This window comes from Desulfofundulus thermosubterraneus DSM 16057, assembly GCF_900142025.1.
In the GTDB taxonomy this organism is placed as follows: Bacteria; Bacillota; Desulfotomaculia; order Desulfotomaculales; family Desulfovirgulaceae; genus Desulfofundulus; species Desulfofundulus thermosubterraneus.
The window spans coordinates 1-22,608 of record NZ_FQZM01000050.1 but is presented as its reverse complement, the minus strand read 5'-3'; the positions used below and the strand labels follow the sequence as shown (position 1 = coordinate 22,608).

Here is a 22,608-nt window from a genome sequence, read left to right as displayed (position 1 = left end):
TTTCAGGTGCTGGCAGTAGGCGCGGAGGCTGCTCCGGGCGGCCCCGCTGTTGTCCTTGAACTTGATGAACCGCATGACGGGGAGGACGGGTTCACCGTCCGAATCAACCAGCAGGTACCGGGTTTTCCCGTTGGGAGTTGTAACTGTTTCTACCCTCACTGGAACGCACCACCATTGGAAGCAATGCTTTCTATACTATACTACAGATACTATCTTAATTATAATATATTTAACTAATTTTTTAAGAATAAAAACAGGGATAAACCCTTTTTTAGAATACTATAAGGTCTACCCCTTACCTTAGTGCATTTAACGGCTCGTCCGGGGTTTTTGCTTTTTATGCACCCCTGCTCTACTTGTCTTTAAAACAAAAGTCAGTTAAAATAGTGGAGTAAAAAACTGAAAAGAGGCGATTGGGGGAAGCGGACGTGGCGGAGAAGGGAACCTGGACCGTGAAAAAAGGCCTGGCGGAAATGCTTAAAGGCGGCGTGATTATGGACGTTACCACACCGGAACAGGCTAAGATCGCCGAAGAAGCCGGTGCCTGCGCCGTAATGGCTCTGGAGCGGGTACCTGCCGATATCCGGGCAGCCGGCGGTGTGGCCCGCATGGCTGACCCGACGGTCATTTTACGCATCATGGATGCCGTTACCATTCCGGTAATGGCGAAGGTGCGCATCGGTCACTTTGTGGAGGCACAGATTTTAGAACAATTGGGTGTGGATTACATAGATGAAAGTGAAGTGCTTACCCCGGCGGACGAGCATCATCACATTGACAAGCACAAGTTCAAGGTGCCTTTTGTCTGCGGTGCCCGCAACCTGGGTGAAGCCCTGCGGCGCATTGCTGAAGGCGCCGCGATGATCCGGACCAAAGGGGAGCCGGGCACCGGCAACGTGGTGGAGGCCGTGCGCCACATGCGCATGATGATGGCCGAAATTCGCCGGGTGCAAAACATGCCCCGGGAGGAACTAATGGCCCTGGCCAAGGAGATGGGTGCCCCCTATGAGCTGTTGCTGCAGGTGGCCGAGCAGGGCCGCCTGCCGGTGGTGAACTTTGCTGCCGGCGGTATCGCCACCCCGGCCGACGCCGCCCTGATGATGCAACTGGGCGCTGATGGCATTTTTGTAGGTTCGGGTATATTCAAATCCAAGAACCCAGCGGCCCGGGCGCGGGCCATTGTGGCGGCTACCACCCACTACAACGACCCGCAGGTCCTGGCCGAGGTGTCCAAGGATCTTGGCGAAGCCATGCCCGGACTGGAGATCGCTACCATTGCTCCCGAACAGAGGATGCAGGAACGCGGCTGGTAATTAAGTAACAAGGGAAGGAAGTTTATTTACCATGGTAATTGGAGTACTGGCCCTGCAAGGAGCTTTCCGGGAACACCAGGAAATGCTTGCCGCCCTGGGGGTGGAGTCCCGCCAGGTGCGCAAACCGGAGCAACTGGATGGAATCAATGGTTTGATCATCCCTGGTGGCGAAAGCACCACCATGGGCAAACTGCTTCATGATTTTCATTTATTTGAACCAATCCGCCAAAAGGCCCTGCAGGGAATGCCTGTTTTCGGAACCTGTGCCGGCCTTATTTTGCTGGCGAGGGAGATTATAGGTTCCGGCCAGCCCCGGCTGGGGCTGATGGATATGGCGGTAGAAAGGAATGCCTTTGGCCGGCAGGTGGAAAGCTTTGAGGTGGATCTGGATGTCCCTGCCCTGGGGGAAAAGCCCCTGCGGGCGGTTTTTATCCGCGCCCCGTATATTGTATCCGTGGGGCCGGGGGTGGAAGTGCTGGCCAGATACGGCGACAAAATTGTGCTGGCCCGGCAGGGCTGCTTTCTAGCCTGTGCCTTTCACCCCGAACTGACCGATGATACCCGCCTGCACCGCATGTTCCTGGATCAATGTTAGTGTTTTGTTAAACGGCTGAAATGGTTAATTAAGGGTTGCCAAAAGCCGTGGCTTGTAGTATTATGTAAAACAGGTTCTAGAAGTAGCAAACCCGATGCAGGGGTAGAGTAGCCAGAAGGGCCTTTGCAGAGAGCCGGTGGGTGCTGCGAACCGGTAAGGTGTCTGGTGAAAGAGCTCCCCGAAGGGGACCTGCTGAAAACAGCAGTAGGCAGGTACGGGCGTTCCCGTTATCACGTTCGAGAGGGCAGGTAAGTGGAGCAATCTTGCCTGTCAAATAGGGTGGCACCGCGGGAGTAACCTCTCGTCCCTGTTGGTTTCGGCCAGCATGGGATGGGAGGTTTAATTTTTTATGAAAAATTTAAGTCAAGGGAGAGGTAGGCCATGCAGGAAAAACAATACTTGATGATTCCAGGACCGACACCTGTACCTCCATCAGTAGTGGCAGCTATGTCCCGCCCCATGATCGGACACCGCAGTGAAGACTTTGCCGCGCTGCACAGGCGCATTCAGGAGAAAATCCGGCAGGTATTTCAGACCTCCCAGGAAGTTTTCATCCTGACCAATTCCGGTACCGGTGGTCTGGAAACAGCCGTTGCCAACGTGATTTCCCCCGGAGACCGGGTGCTGGCTTTAATTACCGGCAACTTTGGGGAAAGGTTCGCCAGTATCGCCAGGGCCTACGGGGCCGAAGTGGACGAAGTGAACTTCGGCTGGGGCAACCCCGTGGACCTTGCGGTGGTCAAGGAAAAGCTGGCCCGGAACCCCGGTTATAAGGCCGTCCTGGCGACCCAGAACGAAACATCCACCGGGGTGCTCAATGACATTGCCGGTATCGGCGCCCTGGTGGCCGAAACCCCGGCCCTGTTACTGGTGGACGGGGTCAGCGGCGTGGGCGGCATTGAAATCAAGATGGACGAATGGCAGGTAGACATTCTGGTTACCGCGTCCCAAAAAGCCATGATGCTGCCCCCCGGCCTGGCCATGGTTGGGGTGAGCCCCAAGGCCTGGGCAGTGATTGAGGAGAACCGTTCGCCGCGCTTTTACTTCAGCCTCCCGGCGGCCAAAAAAGCCCTGGCCAAGTGGAATACAGCTTACACGCCCAACGTGGCCCTGTTCTTCGGCCTGGACGCGGCCCTGGACATGATGCTGGCCGAGGGGCTGGAAAATGTCTACCGCCGCCATCTCCTGCTGGCCAAAGCTACCCGGGCGGCTGTCAGGGCTCTGGGTCTGTCGCTCCTGGCGGCGGATCACTGCGCATCCCCCACGGTGACCGCCGTGCACAGTCCGGAGGGAATTGCAGCCGACGATCTGCGCAAAGTCCTGAAGGAGGAGTTTGGCATCACCTTTGCCGGGGGACAGGGGATTCTCAAAGGAAAGATCTTCCGCATTGCCCATATGGGTTACGCCGGCAAGATGGACGTGCTCATTGCCATCAGCGGGCTGGAAATGGCCCTGGCCCGGCTGGGTTACCCGGTGGAACTGGGCAAGGGCGTGCGGGCGGCGCAAGAAGTCTTTCTGGGGAGGGATCTGTAGTGTATAAAGTACTGGTTATGGACGGCGTGGCGGAGGAAGGGCTGGTGCCGCTGCGCCGGGAAGAAGATATAGAAGTGGTTATAGGCCGGAAGATGACCGAAGACGAGCTGGTGGAGATCATTCCCGAATATGACGCCTTGATCGTGCGCAGCGCCACCAGGGTTACCCGCCGGGTTATCGAAGCCGGCGTAAATCTCCAGGTTATCGGCCGTGCGGGCGTAGGGGTGGATAATATTGACCTGGAGGCTGCCACCACCCGGGGTATCCTGGTGGTCAACGCTCCCGATGGCAATACTATTGCCGCCACGGAGCATACCATTGCCATGATGCTGGCCCTGGCCCGCAATATTCCCCAGGCCGTGGCCAGGCTGAAGGAAGGGGTCTGGGACAAGAAGGCCTTTTTGGGTGTAGAACTACGGGATAAGACCCTGGGCATCATCGGCCTGGGAAGGATTGGCTCGTCGGTGGCCAAAAGGGCCCAGGCCCTGGAAATGAACGTTATAGCCTACGACCCCTATATCATCGAGGAAAAGGCTTCCACTTTGGCCGTGGAGCTGGTGTCCCTGGAAGAGCTGTTCCGCCGCTCCGATTTTATTACCGTGCACCTGCCGAAGACCAAAGAATCTTACCACATGATTGATGAGCGGGCCTTTGCCATGATGAAGGACGGGGTGCGGATCATTAACTGCGCCCGGGGCGGGATTATCGACGAGGACGCCCTTTACCAGGCCATGCTTTCCGGTAAAGTGGCCGGGGCAGCCCTGGACGTTTTTGAAAAGGAACCCTGTACTGATAGCCCCTTGTTCTCCCTGCCTAACTTCATCGCCACTCCGCACCTGGGAGCATCTACCCGGGAGGCGCAACTGCACGTGGCCCTGGATGTTGCCGAAGAGATTGTGGCGGCGCTGCGGGGGAAACTGGTGAAAAACACGGTCAACATTCCTTCCATCAACCCGCAGGTGCTTTCAGCCGTGCGTCCCTACCTGGGGCTGGCGGAAAAACTGGGCAAACTGCAGGCCCAGCTGGTTACCGGTCGCATCCGCAAGATAGAGGTGATTTATAGCGGGGAACTGGCCAAACAGGAAGTAAGCCCCATTACCACCGCCGTGGTCAAAGGGCTTCTGGATCCCATCCTGCAGCAAACCGTGAACTTTGTAAATGCCCCCGTCCTGGCCAAGAACCGCGGCATCCAGGTTTTCCAGGCTGTGGACGGGGAGGCGGAAGGCTATACGAGCCTGATTACCGTGAAGGTTTACTCGGATAAAGTGGAAAAAAGCGTGGCCGGTACGCTCTTTGGCAAGGAAGATCCGCGCATTGTAATGGTAGACGGCTACCGGATTGACGTCGTTCCCAGAGGCTATATTCTTTATGTGCCTCACATCGACAAGCCCCGCATCATCGGTCCCGTGGGACTGCTTATCGGCGAGCATAACATCAACATTGCCGCCATGCAGGTGGGGCGCAAACAGATCGGCGGCCGGGCGGTGATGATGCTTTCGGTGGATGCACCCGTGCCCGAAGAAACCCTGGCCGAGATTGCCAGGATTGACGGGGTGCTGGATGTAAAAATGGTACACCTGTAATCCCGTATCATGAGGCCCTTTGGCAAGGGGGTGGCCGGTAGTTGAAGGAAACCTTTATCATCCTGGTTAGACACGGGGCAACGGAATGGAACCGCATTTCCCGCTACCAGGGCCAGCTGGATGCCCCTTTAAGCCGGGAAGGCCTGGAACAATCCCGGGCCCTGGCCGGCGCCCTGGCGGCGCTGCCCCTCAAGGCGGTTTATACCAGCCCCCTTTCCCGGGCCCGGATCTGTGCCGAAATGGTGGCCGCGCAGCATGGCCTGGCGGTGATTCCTTTGCCCGGTCTCATTGAGATTTGCCATGGGGAATGGGAAGGAAAGCTGCTTTCCGAGGTGGAGGTGCGCTATGCCGATTTAATCAAGCAGTGGCGCACCTATCCCTATGCGGTGCGGATGCCTGCAGGGGAATCCCTGGCCGAGGTGGAGGAGCGGTCCTGGGCGGCACTGGAGTTCATGGCCGGAGCGCATCCCGGGGAGATCAGCCTGGCCGTGACCCACGACACGCCCATCCGCACCATCCTGCGGCGTATTCTCAACCTGGACCAGACGGTCTTCTGGCAGATTAAACTGGACAATACGGGCATCAATGTCTTTGGCTGCCGCCAGGGGTACTGGCGGGTGATTGCCGTTAACGATACCTGCCACCTGGGAGGGTGGTTAAAAGCCGGGGAGCAGCTGGCTTTATAGAAACCCAGAAGAGATATTGAGGCAAAATTAAGGGAAATACTATCTGTGTAGAGGTGTTTTGGGGGTAAAAGCTGATGCTCGATTTAAAATTTGTGCGGAGCAACCCGGAAGTTGTCAAAGAGGCCCTGGAAAAGCGCGGTGCCGGTTTGAGCCTGGAGCCTTTTCTGGAGCTGGAGCAAAGACGCCGGGAAAAGCTGGTAGTAGTGGAGCAGTTAAAGAACAAGCGCAATGTGGTCTCCGAGGAAATCGGGCGGCGCAAAAAGGCCGGAGAAGACGCGGAGGAAATGGTTCAGGAAATGCGCCAGGTATCCGCGCGCATTAAAGAGCTGGACGAGGAAATCCGGGACCTGGAGGAACAGATTCAAGTTACGCTGCTAAATATCCCCAATATCCCCCACGAAAGCGTACCGGTGGGCAAGGATGCGGCCGATAACGTAGAAGTGCGCCGCTGGGGCGAGCCACGCCGGTATGACTTTACTCCCAGGGCCCACTGGGAACTGGGGGAGACTCTGGACATCATTGATTTTGAACGGGGGGCTAAAGTGGCCGGCGCCCGGTTTTCCTTCTACAAAGGGGCCGGTGCCCGGCTCGAGCGGGCGGTCATCAACTTCATGCTAGACTTGCATACCAGGGAGCACGGTTACACAGAGATTTTCCCGCCCTTCATCGTAAACGGGGACAGCATGGTTGGCACGGGCCAGCTGCCCAAATTTGCCGAGGACATGTTCAAGCTGGAGGGAAAGAACTTTTACCTGATCCCTACTGCCGAGGTACCGGTAACCAATCTTTATCGGGAGGAAATTCTACCCGGCGAGCGCCTGCCCATTTATCATTGCGCCTACAGCGCCTGTTTCCGGGCCGAGGCCGGAGCGGCGGGCCGGGACACTCGGGGTTTGATCCGGCAGCACCAGTTCAACAAGGTGGAGCTGGTGAAGTTTACCCGTCCGGAAGACTCCTACGCGGAGCTGGAAAAGCTTACTGCCGACGCCGAGCGGGTGCTGCAGCTTTTGGGCCTGCCTTACCGGGTGGTCTGCCTGTGCACCGGCGACCTGGGTTTTGCGGCGGCCAAGACCTACGACCTGGAGGTATGGCTGCCCAGCTACCAGGATTACAAAGAGATTTCCTCCTGCAGCAACTTTGAAGACTTCCAGGCCCGGCGGGCTAATATCCGGTTCAAGGATGGGCGGGGTAAGCCCCGGTTCGTGCACACCTTAAACGGTTCGGGACTGGCGGTGGGCCGGACGGTGGCCGCCATCCTGGAAAATTACCAGCAGGCCGACGGCAGTGTGGTCATTCCGGAAGTGCTGGTGCCCTACATGGGCGGAATTACCAGGATTACGCCCGAATGAGTGCGAAGAGGTAACTGCAAAGAAAAGTGGGTGCCCGTTAGTGGGGCACCCGTAAGCTTTTTGCTATTGAATTTCAATGTCGATAACTTTCCCGCGGATGGATTCCTTCAAGGGGAGGGCGATTTTGAGGACACCGTCTTCAAATCTGGCTTCCAGATCCTTATCGGTTATCTCCCCTACCTGTTCAGGCAGGAGAAAGCTCTTCTGGAAGCGTCCATACCTTCTCTCCATCCGCAGGTAGTTGTTTTCATTGATAGTCACATCCCTTTTGATTTCACCTTGAACTATGAGTCTATTATCTTCGATTCGGGCCTTAATGTCTTCCTTTTTTAGGCCGGGCAGTTCAATCTCGTAGTAAAGTTTGCCGTCCTTTTCATAGATGTCGGTACGGCCATACCCCGTCCACAGGCCAAACTCGCTATCGATATTATCGAGCAGGTTTCCGATGCTGGAAACCAGCCGGAAAGGTTCTTCCCACAGTTTTGGCAGCAGAGTCATAGCCTCTCACCTCCCTGGACAAAGTTATGGTCAACTGAGCATCGTTACTGCTCCAAGGCGGTGCCCGGCACAGGCTTTGGTAGAAGAGCCATAGGCCTCACCCCCTACCAAAGTTTGTTGGCGTTGTTAGCACTCACCAAAGGTGAGTGCTAACCGCAATTTTATTTTAAATTATTAGAAACGGATCCTGTCAAAGCCACTTATCACCAGATATTTACGATCAATGACAATTGCTAGGAATTGTGTCAAACTTATATCATCTGTCTCTCAATGTCACGCATTTATGGAATATTTCACCGGCCTATTACCCGTGCAATTGATCCACCCGATTTTACCCTGACAATATCACAGACGGTTCACAACCTCAGCTCTTGAGACCGTTGACAGTTAAGAACTCCTGTGTTATACTTTTATTTGCATCGGGCATAACCTGGAGGGGTGTCCGAGTGGTTTAAGGAGGCGGTCTTGAAAACCGTTGGGCCGTTTACCGGTCCCGTGGGTTCGAATCCCACTCCCTCCGCCAGTTTGACTGTACTTGCGTGGAGAGCTGGCCGAGTAGGTCGAAGGCGCTCGCCTGCTAAGCGAGTAGACGGTTATAAAACTGTCTCGAGGGTTCGAATCCCTCGCTCTCCGCCAATAAACAGTGGGTGTGCTATGGAGCACACCATTTTCTTGTATTTGACCAAAACCACGGTCTTGACTTTTAAGGCCTCCTTTGGTACAATTACGTTTGCCAGTGTTCAGGGTGCTGTTGTCGTGTGCCTGTAGCTCAATTGGATAGAGCATCTGACTACGGATCAGAAGGTTGGGGGTTCGAGTCCCTCCAGGCACGCCAGTTAAAAAACTTAAAGACACACATAAGCACATGTAAGCCCTGATGTATTGTATTTTCCCACTTACTGTATATCGGACAAACAGTAAGTGTACAGTTTTTTGCCGGGGTTTTCCCGGCAATAATAATTCTTGCATTTTGCAACGGGTTGCAACGGGCGCCCGTAGCTCAGGAGGATAGAGCAGCGGTTTCCTAAACCGCGTGTCGGGGGTTCGAGTCCCTCCGGGCGCACCAGAAAAAACCGGGAGCCTCAATAATTTGAGGCTCCTTCACTTTTGATCAGGCAACCTTCCACTCCCCACGGTGCGGCGGCCAGAACCTGCACCGGTATCAGAGAACCCTTCAATTCCGAGTTGCCGGTCGGGAACCGCACTTTTACGTAATGTTCCGAAAAACCTTCCCCCTGGTTCTCTCCCACCTTTTCCACCAGCACCTGTACCTGTTTTCCCACCAGCTGCTGGTTAAAATGCAGGGATAGCTTTTCATCCAGTGCGCGCAGTTCCTGAACCCTTCTCTTTTTCACATCCGGAGCAACCTGATCGGAAAAGCCGGCGGCTTCCGTTCCCGGGCGGGGCGAATAGGGGAACACGTGCAGGTGGCTTAAAGCCAGCTCCTCGACCAGTTTCATGGTCTGCTGGTGGTCGTCCTCCGTTTCCCCGGGAAAGCCCACGATCAGATCGGTCCAAATGGAAAGGCCGGGAATCAATTCCCTTGCCTGTTGTACCAGCCGGGCAAATTCTGCGCTTGTGTACCGTCGCCCCATCTTTTGGAGGATGCGGTCCGAACCGCTCTGCAGGGGGAGGTACAAAAAGGGGCATACTTTTCGCGCCCGGGCCAGGGTTTGCAAAAACTCAAGACTTATATCCATTGGCTCGATATAACTTAGGCGCAGGCGAAAGGAGTGGGGCAGGGCGTCCAGTTCTTCAATGAGGCGGGCCAAATTCCACCCGGGCAGGTCCTTCCCATAAGCCCCCAGGTGGGTACCGGCCAGGACAACCTCCCGGCAGTCTTTATCTAAGAAATGTTTGACCTGGGCCACCACCTTTTCCGGAGCCAAACTGCGGGGCAGCCCCCGGGCCTTCCGGACAATGCAGTAGGTGCAGGCTTCGTCGCACCCTTCCTGGATTTTAATTACCGGCCTGGTGCGCCCGTAATTGCCGGTCAGGGGAAATTCCTCGAACTCCTCACCTGGTCCGTGTTCCACGATGATTGCCCTTTGCTCCCGGTGAGTTTCAGCCAGCTGCCGGGCTATGACGGCCGGCAGCCGGGACCTGCCGGTGGTGCCGATAATAATGTCTACCTGGGGCAGTTTTTCCTTTATTTCCTTCCAGTACACCTGGGGATAGCAGCCGGCCAGAACCACCAGGGACTGGGGATTCTCCTTTTTGGCCTGGCTGGCCAGGCGGCGTGCTTCCGCAGCCGCGGCCTGGGTTACCACGCAGCTGTTGATGATATAAATATCGGCAATATCCCCGGTTGGGACAAAGCCGGCCTCTTCCATGGCCAATTCCAATGCCCGGCCCTCGTACTGGTTTACCGGGCAACCAAGGGTTTTAACCTTGAAAGTGTAAGGCAATAACTTTCCCTCCGCTATCTTTTGATATATACAAGTGCTGAACCGTCTAAATTATACCACAGTGTTCACTAATCATCATAACCCGGCGGTGAATACCAGGGGATAAAACTATGTGGAGCACTGAAGTACATCAGGTGCTGGTTGATTAACAGGCTTTTTGGGGCCATGGGTTGTCAAGGGCAGGCTCTCTATGTTAAAATAACACTTGCCGGTAAGCACAGTTCAGGCATCGTTGGTGGGGAGGGGTATTTGACGGATCACCGCCGCTACATGCTGGAAGCACTGGCCGAAGCAGAAAAGGCCTATAAACTGGGTGAAGTACCCATCGGCGCGGTAGTGGTGCTGGGAGATAAAATTATCGGCCGGGGACACAACCTCCGGGAAACGCTGAAAGACAGTACGGCTCACGCGGAGATTCTGGCCATGCGGGAAGCAGCCCGCTACCTGGGGGACTGGCGCCTGGTGGATACCATCCTTTACAGCACCATTGAACCCTGTCCCATGTGTGCCGGTGCCATGGTGCAGTTCCGGGTGCGGATGCTGGTTTACGGAGCCCGGGACCCAAAGGCGGGGGCGGTGGATTCCATTATGGATATAGTGCGGGAGCCCCGGTTTAACCACCAGGTAGAGGTTGTCTCGGGCGTCCTGGCCGATGAATGTGCGGCAATTATCCAGCGTTTCTTCCGGGAGTTGAGGCAAAAAGACAGGCAAAAGGAAGGTTAAATTGACGGAGAGATGGCCGAGTGGTTGAAGGCGCTCGACTCGAAATCGAGTAGGCGGGCCAAAACCCGCCTCGTGGGTTCGAATCCCACTCTCTCCGCCAAAAGCCATATAAATTGAGGGGTTATTGCCAATCACGGCGATAACCCCTCAATTATTTAGTGTAGATGAAAAACTTCCCTTGCAGAAAATTTTGCAATTTTTTTGGATACATTATGCGCGGGCCTCCGTGGTCTTTGTAGATCATCTCTTTAATTCCCCTGCCGAGCCGGGTGTTGGCAGTATCCGGCGCCTTAACGTTTTCGGCCACACCGTCGAGTGCCTTTCCGGCTTTGCCATGAAAGACGGGCATATCTTGCTACTGCTGAACACCGGAGCGTTATGCTAAAAAACGGAATTGCCTGAGGAAACCGGCGCTGGAATGGACTAACGCGCAGAAAGTCTAATTATTCATTCAGAAAGATTTAGGGGAAAAACCGCATGCGCACAAACTTGCGCGAGATCGTCGGCTAGGTAGTCCAAACGTCCAAGCAGGTGGCCGACTCGGTCTCCCAGCTCGCCGCCCAGGCCGAGCAGACCGCCGCCGGGGCGAACGAAACGGCCGCCACCATGAGCGAAATGGCTTCGACCGTCGAACAGGTAACCGAAAATGTGCAGAAGGTCTCAGCGACGGCCGAACAGGCTGCGGCCAGGGCCGCTGAAGGTGCCAGGGGTGTCGAGCAAGTCGTCGAACAGATGAAGGCCATTGAGCAGTCAAGCGCCAATGCTTCTTTTGCCATTAATGCTCTGAACCAGACCGCGGGCCAGATCACCCAGATTGTGGACCTGATCACCCAGATCGCCGACCAGACGAACTTGCTGGCCCTGAACGCCGCCATCGAAGCGGCCCGCGCCGGGGAACAGGGCCGCGGCTTCGCTGTCGTCGCCGAGGAAGTCCGCAAGCTGGCCGAGCAGTCAGCCAACGCCGCCAAGGAGATCTACGAGCTGATTACCACCGTCCAGAACGAGACCAGGAAGGCGGTCGAAATCATGGCCGCCGGGGCGGCGGAGTCGCGGAGGGTAGCAAGGTGATCAACGGGATTGGTATCAAGGCCATCAACCTTGCCATCGAGGATGTTGCGCGGCAGGTTCAGGAGGTGGCCGCCGCCACGGAAGAAATGTCGGCCGGCGTGCAGAACGTTGCCGGGACAACAGAAGAGCAGACGTCGGCAATGGAGGAAGTCTCCGCCGCTACCGAAGAGCTTACCGCGCTGGTTGGCGAACTGGACAGGTTGGCCGCACGCTCCTGCGTGTAGGGGTCCCGGCCGTCGGCGGGGTTGATCAACGCAAGAGCTTTAAGGATCTAAGCCGGGAGGCGGCGCTGGCCGCCCCCGGTATTTCACCCCGTTACACGGCGACTACCGAAGACGGAGAATTCCGGTACATGAGTAATAATGCCGCCCACCAGAAATTGACCGGGTTCAGCCTGGAGGATATAAAAGACAAAACTCCCGTTGAACTGGCCGGGAAAGAAATTGGTAAAGCCGTCAGCGCCAATTATAAAAGGTGTCTGGAGAGTAAAAAGCCCTTGACCTATGAAGAGACCCTGACCCTCCCTGCTGGGAAAAGAACCTGGCTGACTACCCTGACGCCGGTGCTGGAAAAGGGGAAGGTAAAATACCTGGTTGGCTCCAGCAAAGATATTACCCTGCAAAAGAAGGCCGAAGCGGAGCTCCAAAAAAGGCTGGAATACGAAAAGCTCATCAGCGGCCTTTCCTTTTTGGCCATGCAGGAGACTGAACCTGAGGTTTTTCTTTTCAAAGCCCTGCGGATGATGGAAGAAGGCCTCAAGGCAAGCCGGGCCTACCTCTTTGAAGCGGACCGGGAAAAAGGGACCATGAGCAATACTTTTGAGTGGACGGCGCCCGGTATAACGCCCCAGAAAGAAAACCTTCAGGAAATCCCTGAGGCTAAATTTACCTGGTGGGTGGACAGGCTCAAAAACAGGGAAGTGATAAACTACAGGGATATTGAAGACATCCCCGACGAAAAGACAAAGGAAATCTTAAGGCCCCGGGAGATCAAGTCCCTGCTGGTACTGCCTGTATATGTGGAAGGGGATTTATACGGCTTTATCGGTTTAGACGACTGCCTAAAAAACAGGGAATGGTCTGAGGACGACATCAATTGCCTGAAGCTTGCCGCAAGGATTATTTCCGAATATATTCTGCGCAAGAAATTTGAAGAAAAAATCCTCTTTTTGAGCTATCATGACCAGTTGACCGGTCTTTACAACCGCAGGTTTATGGAAGAAGAAATAAAGCGGCTGGATACGCCGCGTCAGCTGCCTGTATCGGTTATCATTGGTGATCTCAACGGATTGAAGCTGACCAATGACGTCTTCGGTTATGAGGCAGGGGATCTTCTTCTGAAAAAAGCGGCAGAGGTAATAAAAAAATGCTGCCGGCGGGAGGATATTATCGCCCGCTGGGGCGGTGACGAATTTGTCATTTTGCTGCCCCGGACCGGTATGAAAGCAGCGGAAGAAATTGTCAGGAGGATTAAGGACAGGTGTACTTTGGACAGTGATGGGCCCATTCAGTTGAGTATTGCCCTGGGCTATGCCGCAAAAATCAGAGCCGAAGAAAACATCTGGCAGGTACTGAAGGAAGCCGAGGAATGGATGTACCGCCATAAGCTTCTGCAGGGCAAAAGTTACAGAAATGCCGTTATTTCATCCCTGAAGGCCACCCTTTTTGAAAAAAGCATGGAAACGGAAGAACACGCAGAAAGGTTAAAGGAAATAAGCATTAAAATAGCGAAAGAACTGGGCCTTTCCGCTAAACAAATGGATGAGCTGGAGTTACTGGCAGTGCTTCACGATATCGGGAAGGTAGCCATCAAAGAAAGTATTCTGCTAAAACCCGGTCCTTTGACAGAGGAAGAATGGGAGGAGATGAAGAAACACCCGGAAATCGGCTACCGCATTACCCAGAGTACGCCAGAGCTGGCTTCCATTGCTGAATACATCCTGTGCCACCATGAACGGTGGGACGGCAGGGGTTATCCCCGGGGAATAAAAGGGGAAGAAATTCCTCTTTTATCCCGTATCCTGGCTGTTGCTGACGCTTACGACGCCATGACCAACGACAGGCCCTACCGGAAAGCAATGAGCAGGGAAGAAGCAATATCTGAAATAAAAAGGAATGCGGGGACGCAGTTTGACCCGGAGGTAGTAAGTGCTTTTATTGAAAGCTGCTGCAAAAGTGATAAAAATTTTCACGAAGATCAGTATTAAACGAGATCTTAGTTTGCTGAAACAATTTATGGTCATAACCGCTGAAATAAGTGATTCCGGCGAAGGACATTCCGCTGCCGCGGAAGAAATAGTTGCCCGGGGGTTGGTTTGGCGATGAAAACATTTAAGGGCAAGAGAATTCTTATTGTAGAAGACAGCAGGTTTCTTGCGCAAATAACGGCAAATATCCTGAACAAGTACGGGTATGTGACTGAAATTGCCCTGACAGGCGAAGAAGCTGTGGAGAAAGTCCGCGGCAGCAGGTGCCCCGATCTCATCCTGATGGATATAGAACTGGGAGAAGGAATGGACGGGGCGCTGGCAGCCCGGACAATACAGCAGTTCAGAGACGTGCCTGTGGTATTTCTTACCGCCCATACACAACAGGAAGTTGTGGAGAAAATCCGTTCGGTTACAGGCTACGGATATGTGCTGAAAGGTGCCGGCGAACATGTGCTGGTATCCACGGTTGAAATGGCACTGCGGCTTTATGAAGCAAATGCCCATGCAAACATGTACCGGCGAATATTTGAAGATTCATTGAATGAGATCTATATTTTTCATCCTGAGACCTTAAAATTTATTGCGGTGAACCGCGGTGCCAGGGAAAATCTGGGTTACACAATCGAAGAACTGAGCAACATGACGCCCCTTGACCTGAAGCCTGAGCTTGACCTGCAGAGCTTCAGGGAACTCCTTGACCTCCTGGTAAGGGGGGAGCAGGAGAAGATCGTTTTTAACACGGTACACCGCCGGAAAGACGGCTCCCTTTACCCCGTAGAAGTACACCTGCAGCTGTTTGAACACGATGGAGAAAAAGTATGTCTGGCACTGGTTATCGACCTGTCGGAGCGCAGGCGGATGGAAGAAGAACTGCGAGAAAGGGAGGCAACTTTAAGTGCCGTAATGGGCTCGGCCCGGGACGCCATCGTCATGCTTGACGGGCAGGGGAACGTCACTTTCTGGAACCCGGCGGCGGAACAGCTCTTCGGCTACTCCCGGGAAGAAATCCTGGGGAAGGAACTGCACCGGCTGGTGGTGCCGGAGGAAAACCAGTACCAGGCCTATAGAGAGGGCTTCCAGCGTTTTCAGCTGACCGGGGAAGGGAATGCCATAGGGAAAACAATTGAGCTGAAAGCCAAACATAAAGACGGGCGGGAGCTTGATGTGGAGCTCTCACTGTCTGCTTTGAAGATCAGGGACGCCTGGCATGCAGTGGGCATTGTGCGCGACATCAGCGAGCGCAAGCGGCTGGAGGAGGAAAACAGGCGCAAAGAAGAGCGGCTCCGCCAGATACTGGAGGGCATTCCCAGTCCGGCCTGGCTGGTTTCAAGGGATCGCCGTATTCTGGCGCAGAATAAAGCGGCGGAAATGGTGGTGGGAACAAAAGTAGGAAATTATTGTTGGAGGAGCATACATGGTACGAAATCCCTTCCAGACGAGTGCCGGGAGGCAATTGAAAAATCCGGCACCCCTTTACCCGGCACGAAATGTTATTTCTGCCGTGGAGACGAGGCTTTGGATAAAAATGCACCAATAAACAGCGAAGTGGAATTTGCAGGGGGCATCTGGGATACCTGGTGGGTCCCCTTGGGAGAGGATATCTACCTTCACTACGCCGTAGACGTCACAAAATATAAAAAGATGGAGGAAGACCTCCGGCAGCGCGAGGAGTACTTGAACCTTCTTCTTACCAGTATGCCGGTAGGGATAATTACCGTTGACGCCCTGTCACACCGGATCGAGGACGTAAACCAGGAGGCAGCAGCCCTGATGGGAGCTCCCCCGGAAGCGATTATAGGCAAGACCTGCTTTGAATTTTTCTCGTGCCCCAAAGGATGTTGTCCGGTCAAAGATTTAGGGGAGGAAGTCGACCGTGCCGAGCGGATTTTGCGCCGGGCGGACGGCACCCAAATACCCGTGTTAAAAACCGTCAGGCGCCTCCAGACGGAAAGCGGGGAGAAATTAATTGAAAACTTTATGGATCTTACGGATCGCAAAAAAATGGAAGAAGAACTTCGCTGTCTTTCCATAACCGATCCCCTTACAAATGCTTACAACCGCCGCTATTTTATGCAGGTGCTGGAACAGGAAATTGAGCGCACGCGGCGGACCGGTCTGCCCTTTTCCATAATCATGGTGGACCTGGACCACTTTAAGAGCATAAACGACCGCTTCGGGCACGCTGCCGGCGACCGTGTCCTTAAAAGTTTAGTAGATATGATCAAACAAAGGATCCGCAAAACAGACTGCCTGGCCCGCTGGGGCGGAGAAGAATTTATAATACTTTTGCCAAATACACCGGTGGATAAGGCCGCCGGTTTAGCGGAAGAGCTTCGAGAACGGTTAAGCCGCATGGATATTCCGGGCGTAGGCCACGTGACTGCCAGTTTCGGAGTGGCCGGTTACTGCCCGCCGGACACGGCCGATACCCTCATTATGCGCGCCGACAATACGCTGTACGCAGCAAAGGCTGCCGGGCGAAACTGTGTCCGGTATACAGGTGCATGTATATAGATTCAAGTGTTAGTAACCCCGGGTTATGCCGGGGTTTTTGCAGGGGAGAACCATTATTCATTCAAGGATGCTGCTCTGGTGTCGACGATTAGTCGCCGTAACAGTTAAAAATTTAAATAAAGACCCGAAATTAAAGTCCGCTGGACAGGTTGTTTTTGGCATAATGGGTGGAGGTAGAAAACAGGCGCTGGACTTTTTTGGGGGATAAATGAACCGGACATTTTTCGCAGGTGGTTTTTTGGTTGCCGAATTTGCACACAGCCAAAGAAGGTTTTTGTCGTGAAATCACGAAATATGTTTTTGGGTGATAGTATAAATATGCAGCGTTGCATTGCTCCAATCAAATATGTACGGGAAGAACTGGCGCTGGAAAGTTTAGGTGAGTTATTGCCCCGGGCGGTGCGGCGGGTTTTGATCGCCGGTGGGAAAACCGCCCTGCAGGTTACCGGGGAGCGCCTCACGGCAGGGTTAAAAGAAGCCGGCAGGGAGATAGCCGGTTGTGTATGGTACGGGGGAGAGTGTTCCCCTGTTAATATCGAAAAGCTGGCTGCTGCCGTGCGGGACGCCGGGGCGGAGATGCTAATTGGCGTGGGCGGCGGTAAAGCCCTGGATACGGCCAAGGGGGCTGCTTACGTGGCCGATGTTCCGGTAGTGACCGTTCCCACCATTGCCGCCACCTGCGCGGCCTTTACCGGTATTTCCATCATCTACAACGAGCAGGGCGTTTTCCAGGAAATCTCCCGGCGGGTGCGCCTGCCGGATCTGGTAGTGGTAGATCTGACAACCATCGCCCGGGCTCCGGCCGGGTTTTTAATCGCCGGCATCGGGGATACCCTGGCCAAGTGGTATGAGCTGAAAGCAACAGCCCGGAACCGTTCTGATTCAGCCGTGATTCGCAGTGCCCTGCAGCTGGCGGCAGTGGCCCGGGAAGTGCTTGTTATGCACGGGGAAGCCGCCCTGGAGGCGGTTAGACTCCGGGAAGTAAATAAACACCTGGCTGAAGTGGTGGACGCCATTATCATGGTCAGCGGCCTGGTCAGCGGGTTGGGCGGCGACGAGTGCCGTACTGCAGCCGCCCACGCGGTATATTCCGGCCTGACCTGCCTGCCGGAAACCCACGGTCGCTACCACGGGGAAAGCGTGGCCTTTGGGATTCTGGTTCAATTAATGCTGGAAAATAATGCGTCTGAAGCAAGGGAACTTATCAATTATTACCGGAAGCTGGGCTTACCCACAACCTTTGCCGAACTTGGCCTTGCTGCCGTGACGCCTGAAAAACTTGCCTTAGTAGCAGCCGGGGCCCTGACCACGGAAGACATCCAGAACATGCCCTTCTCTGTTGATGAAGAGATGCTGGTGCAGGCCCTGCTGGCGGCCGATGAGTTGGGCCGCCGGCTTTAAATAGCTGAACAGGTTTTAAGCAGGCATCCGGCCTTTATTTTTCATGTCCCTTGTGTTCAGCAACAATTCGGTGTTGAAAGGAGTGGTGGAGTAACCCCATGAAACTTGAGCTGCTGGCCGCCCAGCGGACCGCCGCCGTGCAGGCCTTCCCGGTGGAACTTCCCGACCTCCCGCTTGACGAACTCCGGGCACGCCTGGGTCGGGAGCAGGTGTACAAGCTTTCCTTCAATGAAAACCCTTACGGCCCTTCGCCCGCGGCAGTAAAGGCCGTACAGGAGGCGGCGGCCGCCCTTCACCGTTATCCCGACTCTTACGGCCGTGCCCTGTGCCGGGAACTGGCCGCTTTCTACCGCTTGTCACCGGAACAATTTCTCCTGGCCAATGGGGCTGATGAAGTAATCAACCTGGTGGCCATGGCCTTTCTTGATCCGGGAGACGAGGTGCTAATCCCTTCCCCTACCTTTGGTTCCTACGCTGCGGCTGCTCACCTGGCCGGGGCTGTACCGGTGCCCGTCCCTTTAACCGACTATCGCATTGACCTGGAAAAGGTGGCTGCTGCCGTTACAGAAAAAACAAAACTCATTTTTATCTGCAACCCCAACAACCCTACCGGTACGGCCTTTCCCGCGCCTGAGCTTTTGCCCTTTTTGCGGCGGCTGCCGGAACGGGTGCTGGTAGCGGTGGATGAAGCCTACAACGAGTACACCGATGATCCGGCGAAGTATACGGCTGTGCCTCTTATTAATGCCGAGCCCCACCTGCTGGTGATACGCACCTTTTCCAAGATATACGGCCTGGCGGCGGCCCGGGTGGGTTATCTAATCGCAGATGCCGGCCTCGTTGCCCGGGTGCACCGTGTCCGTCCTCCCTTTAATGCAGGTGTTTTGGGGCAGGCAGCCGCTCTGGCTGCCTTTCGCGACCGGGCATATGTAGAAACCATGCAAAAATACAACCGCGAACAGCGGCAGTGGTTGACTGAACAGCTAACTACCTGTGGCTGGAGGGTCATTCCCAGCCAGTCCAATTTTCTGTTGGTAGATACGGGTGAAGACAGCCGGGAAGTATACCACTACCTGGTTGAACAGGGGATTATCGTCCGCCCCGGCCACGGTTTTAATTTGCCCAACTGCCTGCGCATTACTGTGGGCCGGCCGGAGGAAAACATGGCCCTTGTTGGAGCCCTAATGTCTAAAAATACCAGCAAAAGTTAATTTCCTGCCGACAGGAAAAATGTTTTTTTCGTCGAACGGTTTATTGCGCTAAAACTTTAAAACCACGGAGGGATGATGTAGCGTTGAGTAGACTTAGCAAACTGGCGGTTTTAACCCTGATCCTTGTCCTGGTTTTGGCTGCGGCCGGTTGCGGGGGGCAAAAAACGTCTGATTCCGGGAAGCAGCAACAGGCAGGGACCGGGCAGGAGCAAAAACTGGAAAAGGTGCGCATAACCCTGCCTACCTGGCCGGGGTACGGCCCGTTGTTTTTAGCCCGGGATAAGGGCTTTTTCAAAGAGGAAGGGCTGGATGTGGAAATTTCCGTCATTCAGGGTTTGGCTGAGCGGAAGGCTGCTTTAAAGGGCAACAAGGTGGACGGCATGGCCACCACCCTGGACATTGAATCCACCCTGGAAGCCGAGGGGGTACCGCTGAAAATTATTTGGGCGCTGGATGATTCCTACGGGGGCGACGGCATCGTAGCCAAAAAGGACATTAAATCGGTAGCTGACCTGAAGGGCAGAACCGTGGCCCTCGACGTGGGTACCACCAGCCACTTCTTCCTGTTGAACTGCCTGGAAAAAGCTGGTTTAAGCGAAAACGACATCAAGATGGTCCAGTCCGGCAGTGCCGGAGATGCCGGGCAGGCCTTTGTTGCCGGGAAAGTGGATGCGGCGGTAACCTGGGAACCCTGGCTGTCCAGGGGAGTTAAGGAAGGCAACGGCAACCTGATCATTACCTCCAGGGAAACACCGGGGCTGATTGTTGATGCGGTGGCTTTCCGTAAAGATTTTGCCGAAAGCCATCCCAGGGAAATGCAGGCCATCGTGAACGGCCTGGCCAAGGCCATGAAGTTTTATGCCGGAAACCAGGAAGAGGCGGTGAAAATCATGGCCAAGGGGCTGGACATGAAGCCGGAAGGTTTCCTGGACGGCATCCGGTTGTACAGCCTGGAAGACAATCTGAAATTCTTTAACGGTGAAATCCAGAAAACCTTGCAGAAGGCGGTAGACTTCTACTATGATAAAAAAGTGATTAACACCAGGCCCGACATCAACCAGATGATTGATGGCAGCTACCTGGAAAAAGCTCCGAAGTAACCTATTTAGAAGAAACCAACCCCAAAGTGGCGCTGGGTGGCGGTTATCCATCCGCCGGGAAGCCGCCACCCGGCAGTTTACTTCAATCACATATTCCGGCGCCCGGACCGCGGCGCCAGTAACATCGAGGTTACAAAATGTTGTTGCGGCAGGATATAAGCAAGTCATTATACAGCGGCCTGGGAGCCGCACACTTTGCCCTCTTGTTTGCCATCTGGTCCTTGCTGGCCTACGGGCATCTGGTGCCGGCCTCTTTGCTGCCGACCCCCGGTGAGGTGGCCCGGACGGCAATTGAGATGATCCAGGACGGTTCACTTGTTGAACATGCCCTGGTCAGCACTTTTCGCGTTACTTCCGGTTTTTTAATCTCGGCTGTAATCGCGGTACCCCTGGGGATCCTCATGGGTACCTGGAAGTGGGCCCTGGGTTTTTTTGAGCCCATGTTTGGCTTTGTCCGCTATATGCCGGCTTCGGCCTTTATTCCCCTGTTCATCCTGTGGCTGGGCCTGGGTGAACCGGAAAAGATCATGGTCATCTTTTGGGGAACTTTTTTCCAGCAGGTGCTCATGGTCATGGACGTGACCAAGAACGTGCCCCTCGAGCTAATCGAAGTAAGCTACACCCTGGGGGCCAAGGGCTTTTCCGTTTTCAACCGGGTGATTATCCCCGCCTCATTGCCGGGGATAGTGGATACTTTGCGCATTACTTTCGGCTGGGCCTGGACCTACCTGGTGGTGGCCGAAATTGTGGGGGCCAGTTCCGGCCTGGGTTATGCCATCATGCACGCGGCCAGGTTTGGGCACACGGGAAAAATATTTGTTTGCATCCTGACCATTGGCCTCTTAGGTATGATTACCGATTTAATTTTTAAATTTATCTATAATGTGTTGTTTGCATACCAGCGGCGGGGGACTTAAAAATGTTAGGTGGCAAGGGTATTAAGTTGAGGATTCAAGGGGTATGTAAAACCTTTAACGGGCGGCGCAACGATGTGGAGGCGCTCCAGGCCACCAGTTTTGAAGTGCAGGAAGGGGAATTCGTGACCATTCTCGGCCCGTCGGGGTGCGGCAAGTCCACCATCCTGCGGATTGTGGCTGGATTGACCGAGCCCACCGCCGGGCGGGTACTGCTGGACGGCCGGGAAATCAAGGGGCCTGGACCGGACCGGGGGATGGTTTTCCAATCCTATACCCTTTTTCCCTGGTTGACGGTGCGGCGCAATATCGAATTCGGCCTGGAATTGCGTGGCGTACCGGCGGCAGAGCGCCACGCCATCTCCCAGCATTACATTGAACTGGTCGGTTTGAAGGGTTTTGAGGAGGCGTACCCGGTAAGTCTTTCCGGGGGGATGAAACAGCGGGTCGCCATTGCCCGTGCCCTGGCCAACGACCCGGAAATACTGCTCATGGACGAGCCGTTTGGCGCCCTGGACGCCCAAACCAGATTGATCATGCAGGAGATTCTGCTCAAGGTGTGGGAGGAATCCCGCAAAACCATTCTCTTTGTAACCCATGACGTGGAGGAAGCAGTTTTTTTAAGCGATACGGTGCACGTAATGACCGCCCGCCCCGGGCAAATTAAAGAGACGGTTCAGATCAACTTGCCCCGGCCGCGCACTTACGAAATGAAAGACGAGCCCGAATTCTTGCGCCTGAAAAAGCGCTTGCTGGACCTCATCCGGGCCGAAAGCTTGAAAGCGGTCTAAGAGCAAACTAAGCGCCCTCTCGGAAAAAAGAGGGCGCTTTTTGAGAATCCTGCAGCATCAAGAGGGGGTGAAAGAATGCCTGTAATTACGGTTAACGGCCCGAAAATGAGCAAGGAACAAAAGGCGGAACTGGTGAAATCCTTTACCGAGACGGCCAGCAAGATCATGAATATCCCCGCCCAGGCTTTTACAATTCTCATTGAAGAGATGGAACGTGAAAACGTGGGTGTCGGGGGAGTTTTGCTGGCGGACAGGGAGAAATAGGGACCGCTGGAGGGAGAAAAATATTATTCCCCTGGCGGGTTTGGTCGCTAGGTCATCGGTGGTTTGAAGGCTGGGCAAACCCGGGTAAATACCCGGGTCTACGTGTTTGCCCGGGTATATCTGCTGCAGGGTATTTGTTTAACGAAGCCCCGGGGCTTGTCCCGGGGTAGGTTCACGTGCGCCCGGCATGGGCGTTAACTTGGTGGTGAAAGTCCACTGCAGGCGAGGCAGCACGAGTCTGCTAGCCAAAGGCAAGGGTGTCCATCGCGAGGTGGAATCCGAAGGAAGCCGGAGGCAAAACCACGGCCCGATGAACAAGAACCCCATAAGAGGCTAAGCCGTTCGGATGAGCTGGCGTGACACAGCGAAATCCCAGGCTGCCAAGGGACGGCGGAGTATATGGGGCGGGCACGAGGTGAAGGTTAACGCTCTTACCCGGGGAGACCTG

The 22,608-nt window shown here is 54.8% G+C and carries 19 protein-coding genes, 5 tRNA genes and 1 other annotated feature; of the genes, 22 read left to right on the top strand and 2 right to left on the bottom strand.

Annotated elements, in window-relative coordinates:
• Positions 1-428 precede the first annotated feature (428 nt).
• The 6 genes from pdxS (at position 429) to serS (ending at position 7,059) form a co-directional block, all read left to right on the top strand.
• The gene (gene pdxS / locus BUA65_RS15540; protein ID WP_072871028.1) at positions 429-1,313 is read left to right on the top strand and encodes a pyridoxal 5'-phosphate synthase lyase subunit PdxS; all 885 of its coding nucleotides are present in this window, start codon (positions 429-431) and stop codon (positions 1,311-1,313) included.
• A 31-nt stretch (positions 1,314-1,344) separates the two neighbouring features.
• Positions 1,345-1,908, top strand: coding sequence for a pyridoxal 5'-phosphate synthase glutaminase subunit PdxT (gene pdxT, locus BUA65_RS15535; protein WP_072871025.1), 564 nt, complete (start codon positions 1,345-1,347; stop codon positions 1,906-1,908).
• An 85-nt stretch (positions 1,909-1,993) separates the two neighbouring features.
• Positions 1,994-2,220: a binding site (T-box leader), on the top strand.
• A gap of 69 nt (positions 2,221-2,289) precedes the next feature.
• Positions 2,290-3,441, top strand: coding sequence for a pyridoxal-phosphate-dependent aminotransferase family protein (locus BUA65_RS15530; protein WP_072871023.1), 1,152 nt, complete (start codon positions 2,290-2,292; stop codon positions 3,439-3,441).
• Positions 3,441-5,024, top strand: coding sequence for a phosphoglycerate dehydrogenase (serA, locus tag BUA65_RS15525; RefSeq protein WP_072871021.1), 1,584 nt, complete (start codon positions 3,441-3,443; stop codon positions 5,022-5,024). Before BUA65_RS15530 ends, serA begins: the two co-directional genes overlap by 1 nt.
• Before the next feature lie 41 nt (positions 5,025-5,065).
• A complete protein-coding gene (locus BUA65_RS15520) occupies positions 5,066-5,710 on the top strand; it encodes a histidine phosphatase family protein (protein WP_207543913.1) in 645 nt (214 codons plus the stop codon).
• 74 nt (positions 5,711-5,784) lie between these two features.
• Positions 5,785-7,059 carry a serine--tRNA ligase gene (gene serS / locus BUA65_RS15515; protein WP_072871020.1) on the top strand — a complete coding sequence of 425 codons (1,275 nt, stop codon included), beginning with the start codon at positions 5,785-5,787 and terminating at the stop codon, positions 7,057-7,059.
• Positions 7,060-7,122: 63 nt separating this feature from the next.
• On the opposite strand, the gene BUA65_RS15510 is transcribed toward serS, so the two are convergent.
• On the bottom strand, positions 7,123-7,557 hold the full coding sequence (locus BUA65_RS15510; RefSeq protein ID WP_072871018.1) for an Hsp20/alpha crystallin family protein: 435 nt from the start codon (positions 7,555-7,557) through the stop codon (positions 7,123-7,125).
• Positions 7,558-7,989: 432 nt separating this feature from the next.
• On the opposite strand from BUA65_RS15510, the gene BUA65_RS15505 reads away from it, so the two are divergent.
• From BUA65_RS15505 to BUA65_RS15490, 4 genes are all read left to right on the top strand, one after another.
• A tRNA-Ser gene (locus BUA65_RS15505) sits at positions 7,990-8,080 on the top strand.
• 18 nt (positions 8,081-8,098) lie between these two features.
• Positions 8,099-8,193: transfer RNA gene (locus tag BUA65_RS15500), tRNA-Ser, on the top strand.
• Positions 8,194-8,315: 122 nt separating this feature from the next.
• Positions 8,316-8,392, top strand: a tRNA-Arg gene (locus BUA65_RS15495).
• Between the two features lie 154 nt (positions 8,393-8,546).
• Positions 8,547-8,623, top strand: a tRNA-Arg gene (locus BUA65_RS15490).
• A gap of 16 nt (positions 8,624-8,639) precedes the next feature.
• On the opposite strand, the gene mtaB is transcribed toward BUA65_RS15490, so the two are convergent.
• The gene (gene mtaB, locus BUA65_RS15485) at positions 8,640-9,965 is read right to left on the bottom strand and encodes a tRNA (N(6)-L-threonylcarbamoyladenosine(37)-C(2))-methylthiotransferase MtaB (protein WP_072871017.1); all 1,326 of its coding nucleotides are present in this window, start codon (positions 9,963-9,965) and stop codon (positions 8,640-8,642) included.
• 249 nt (positions 9,966-10,214) lie between these two features.
• On the opposite strand from mtaB, the gene tadA reads away from it, so the two are divergent.
• The 12 genes from tadA to dmpI all read left to right on the top strand — a co-directional run bounded on the left by tadA (position 10,215) and on the right by dmpI (position 22,160).
• Entirely contained in the window at positions 10,215-10,688 is a 474-nt protein-coding gene (tadA, locus tag BUA65_RS15480) for a tRNA adenosine(34) deaminase TadA (protein ID WP_072871015.1), read from the top strand.
• Between the two features lie 6 nt (positions 10,689-10,694).
• A tRNA-Ser gene (locus BUA65_RS15475) sits at positions 10,695-10,788 on the top strand.
• A 431-nt stretch (positions 10,789-11,219) separates the two neighbouring features.
• A complete protein-coding gene (locus tag BUA65_RS18660; RefSeq protein WP_072871012.1) occupies positions 11,220-11,756 on the top strand; it encodes a methyl-accepting chemotaxis protein in 537 nt (178 codons plus the stop codon).
• A complete protein-coding gene (locus BUA65_RS18655) occupies positions 11,753-11,980 on the top strand; it encodes a hypothetical protein (protein ID WP_072871011.1) in 228 nt (75 codons plus the stop codon). Before BUA65_RS18660 ends, BUA65_RS18655 begins: the two co-directional genes overlap by 4 nt.
• Positions 11,971-13,962, top strand: coding sequence for an HD domain-containing phosphohydrolase (locus BUA65_RS18910; protein ID WP_341349628.1), 1,992 nt, complete (start codon positions 11,971-11,973; stop codon positions 13,960-13,962). Before BUA65_RS18655 ends, BUA65_RS18910 begins: the two co-directional genes overlap by 10 nt.
• Before the next feature lie 114 nt (positions 13,963-14,076).
• Positions 14,077-16,479, top strand: coding sequence for a PAS domain S-box protein (locus BUA65_RS15440; protein ID WP_072871009.1), 2,403 nt, complete (start codon positions 14,077-14,079; stop codon positions 16,477-16,479).
• Positions 16,480-16,758: 279 nt separating this feature from the next.
• Positions 16,759-17,880, top strand: a complete 1,122-nt coding sequence (locus tag BUA65_RS15435; RefSeq protein ID WP_131821534.1) for an iron-containing alcohol dehydrogenase family protein — start codon at positions 16,759-16,761, stop codon at positions 17,878-17,880.
• 98 nt (positions 17,881-17,978) lie between these two features.
• Positions 17,979-19,091 (top strand): histidinol-phosphate transaminase, encoded by a 1,113-nt coding sequence (gene hisC / locus BUA65_RS15430; RefSeq protein WP_072871006.1) that lies wholly within the window; start codon positions 17,979-17,981, stop codon positions 19,089-19,091.
• An 83-nt stretch (positions 19,092-19,174) separates the two neighbouring features.
• Positions 19,175-20,191 carry an ABC transporter substrate-binding protein gene (locus BUA65_RS15425; protein ID WP_072871004.1) on the top strand — a complete coding sequence of 339 codons (1,017 nt, stop codon included), beginning with the start codon at positions 19,175-19,177 and terminating at the stop codon, positions 20,189-20,191.
• 137 nt (positions 20,192-20,328) lie between these two features.
• Positions 20,329-21,108: an ABC transporter permease gene (locus tag BUA65_RS15420; protein WP_072871002.1), complete on the top strand. Its 780-nt coding sequence runs from the start codon at positions 20,329-20,331 to the stop codon at positions 21,106-21,108.
• A 2-nt stretch (positions 21,109-21,110) separates the two neighbouring features.
• Positions 21,111-21,896, top strand: a complete 786-nt coding sequence (locus tag BUA65_RS15415; protein ID WP_072871001.1) for an ABC transporter ATP-binding protein — start codon at positions 21,111-21,113, stop codon at positions 21,894-21,896.
• Between the two features lie 75 nt (positions 21,897-21,971).
• Positions 21,972-22,160 (top strand): 4-oxalocrotonate tautomerase DmpI, encoded by a 189-nt coding sequence (dmpI, locus tag BUA65_RS15410; protein WP_072870999.1) that lies wholly within the window; start codon positions 21,972-21,974, stop codon positions 22,158-22,160.
• Positions 22,161-22,608: the final 448 nt, after the last annotated feature.

Coding starts and splice junctions, on each gene's coding strand:
- pdxT (WP_072871025.1), top strand. CDS start 1,345: ATGGTAATTGGAGTACTGGCCCTGCAAGGAGCTTTCCGGGAACACCAG.
- BUA65_RS15510 (WP_072871018.1), bottom strand. CDS start 7,557: ATGACTCTGCTGCCAAAACTGTGGGAAGAACCTTTCCGGCTGGTTTCC.
- hisC (WP_072871006.1), top strand. CDS start 17,979: ATGAAACTTGAGCTGCTGGCCGCCCAGCGGACCGCCGCCGTGCAGGCC.
- dmpI (WP_072870999.1), top strand. CDS start 21,972: ATGCCTGTAATTACGGTTAACGGCCCGAAAATGAGCAAGGAACAAAAG.
- BUA65_RS15420 (WP_072871002.1), top strand. CDS start 20,329: ATGTTGTTGCGGCAGGATATAAGCAAGTCATTATACAGCGGCCTGGGA.
- serS (WP_072871020.1), top strand. CDS start 5,785: ATGCTCGATTTAAAATTTGTGCGGAGCAACCCGGAAGTTGTCAAAGAG.
- BUA65_RS15440 (WP_072871009.1), top strand. CDS start 14,077: ATGAAAACATTTAAGGGCAAGAGAATTCTTATTGTAGAAGACAGCAGG.
- BUA65_RS15530 (WP_072871023.1), top strand. CDS start 2,290: ATGCAGGAAAAACAATACTTGATGATTCCAGGACCGACACCTGTACCT.
- BUA65_RS15415 (WP_072871001.1), top strand. CDS start 21,111: ATGTTAGGTGGCAAGGGTATTAAGTTGAGGATTCAAGGGGTATGTAAA.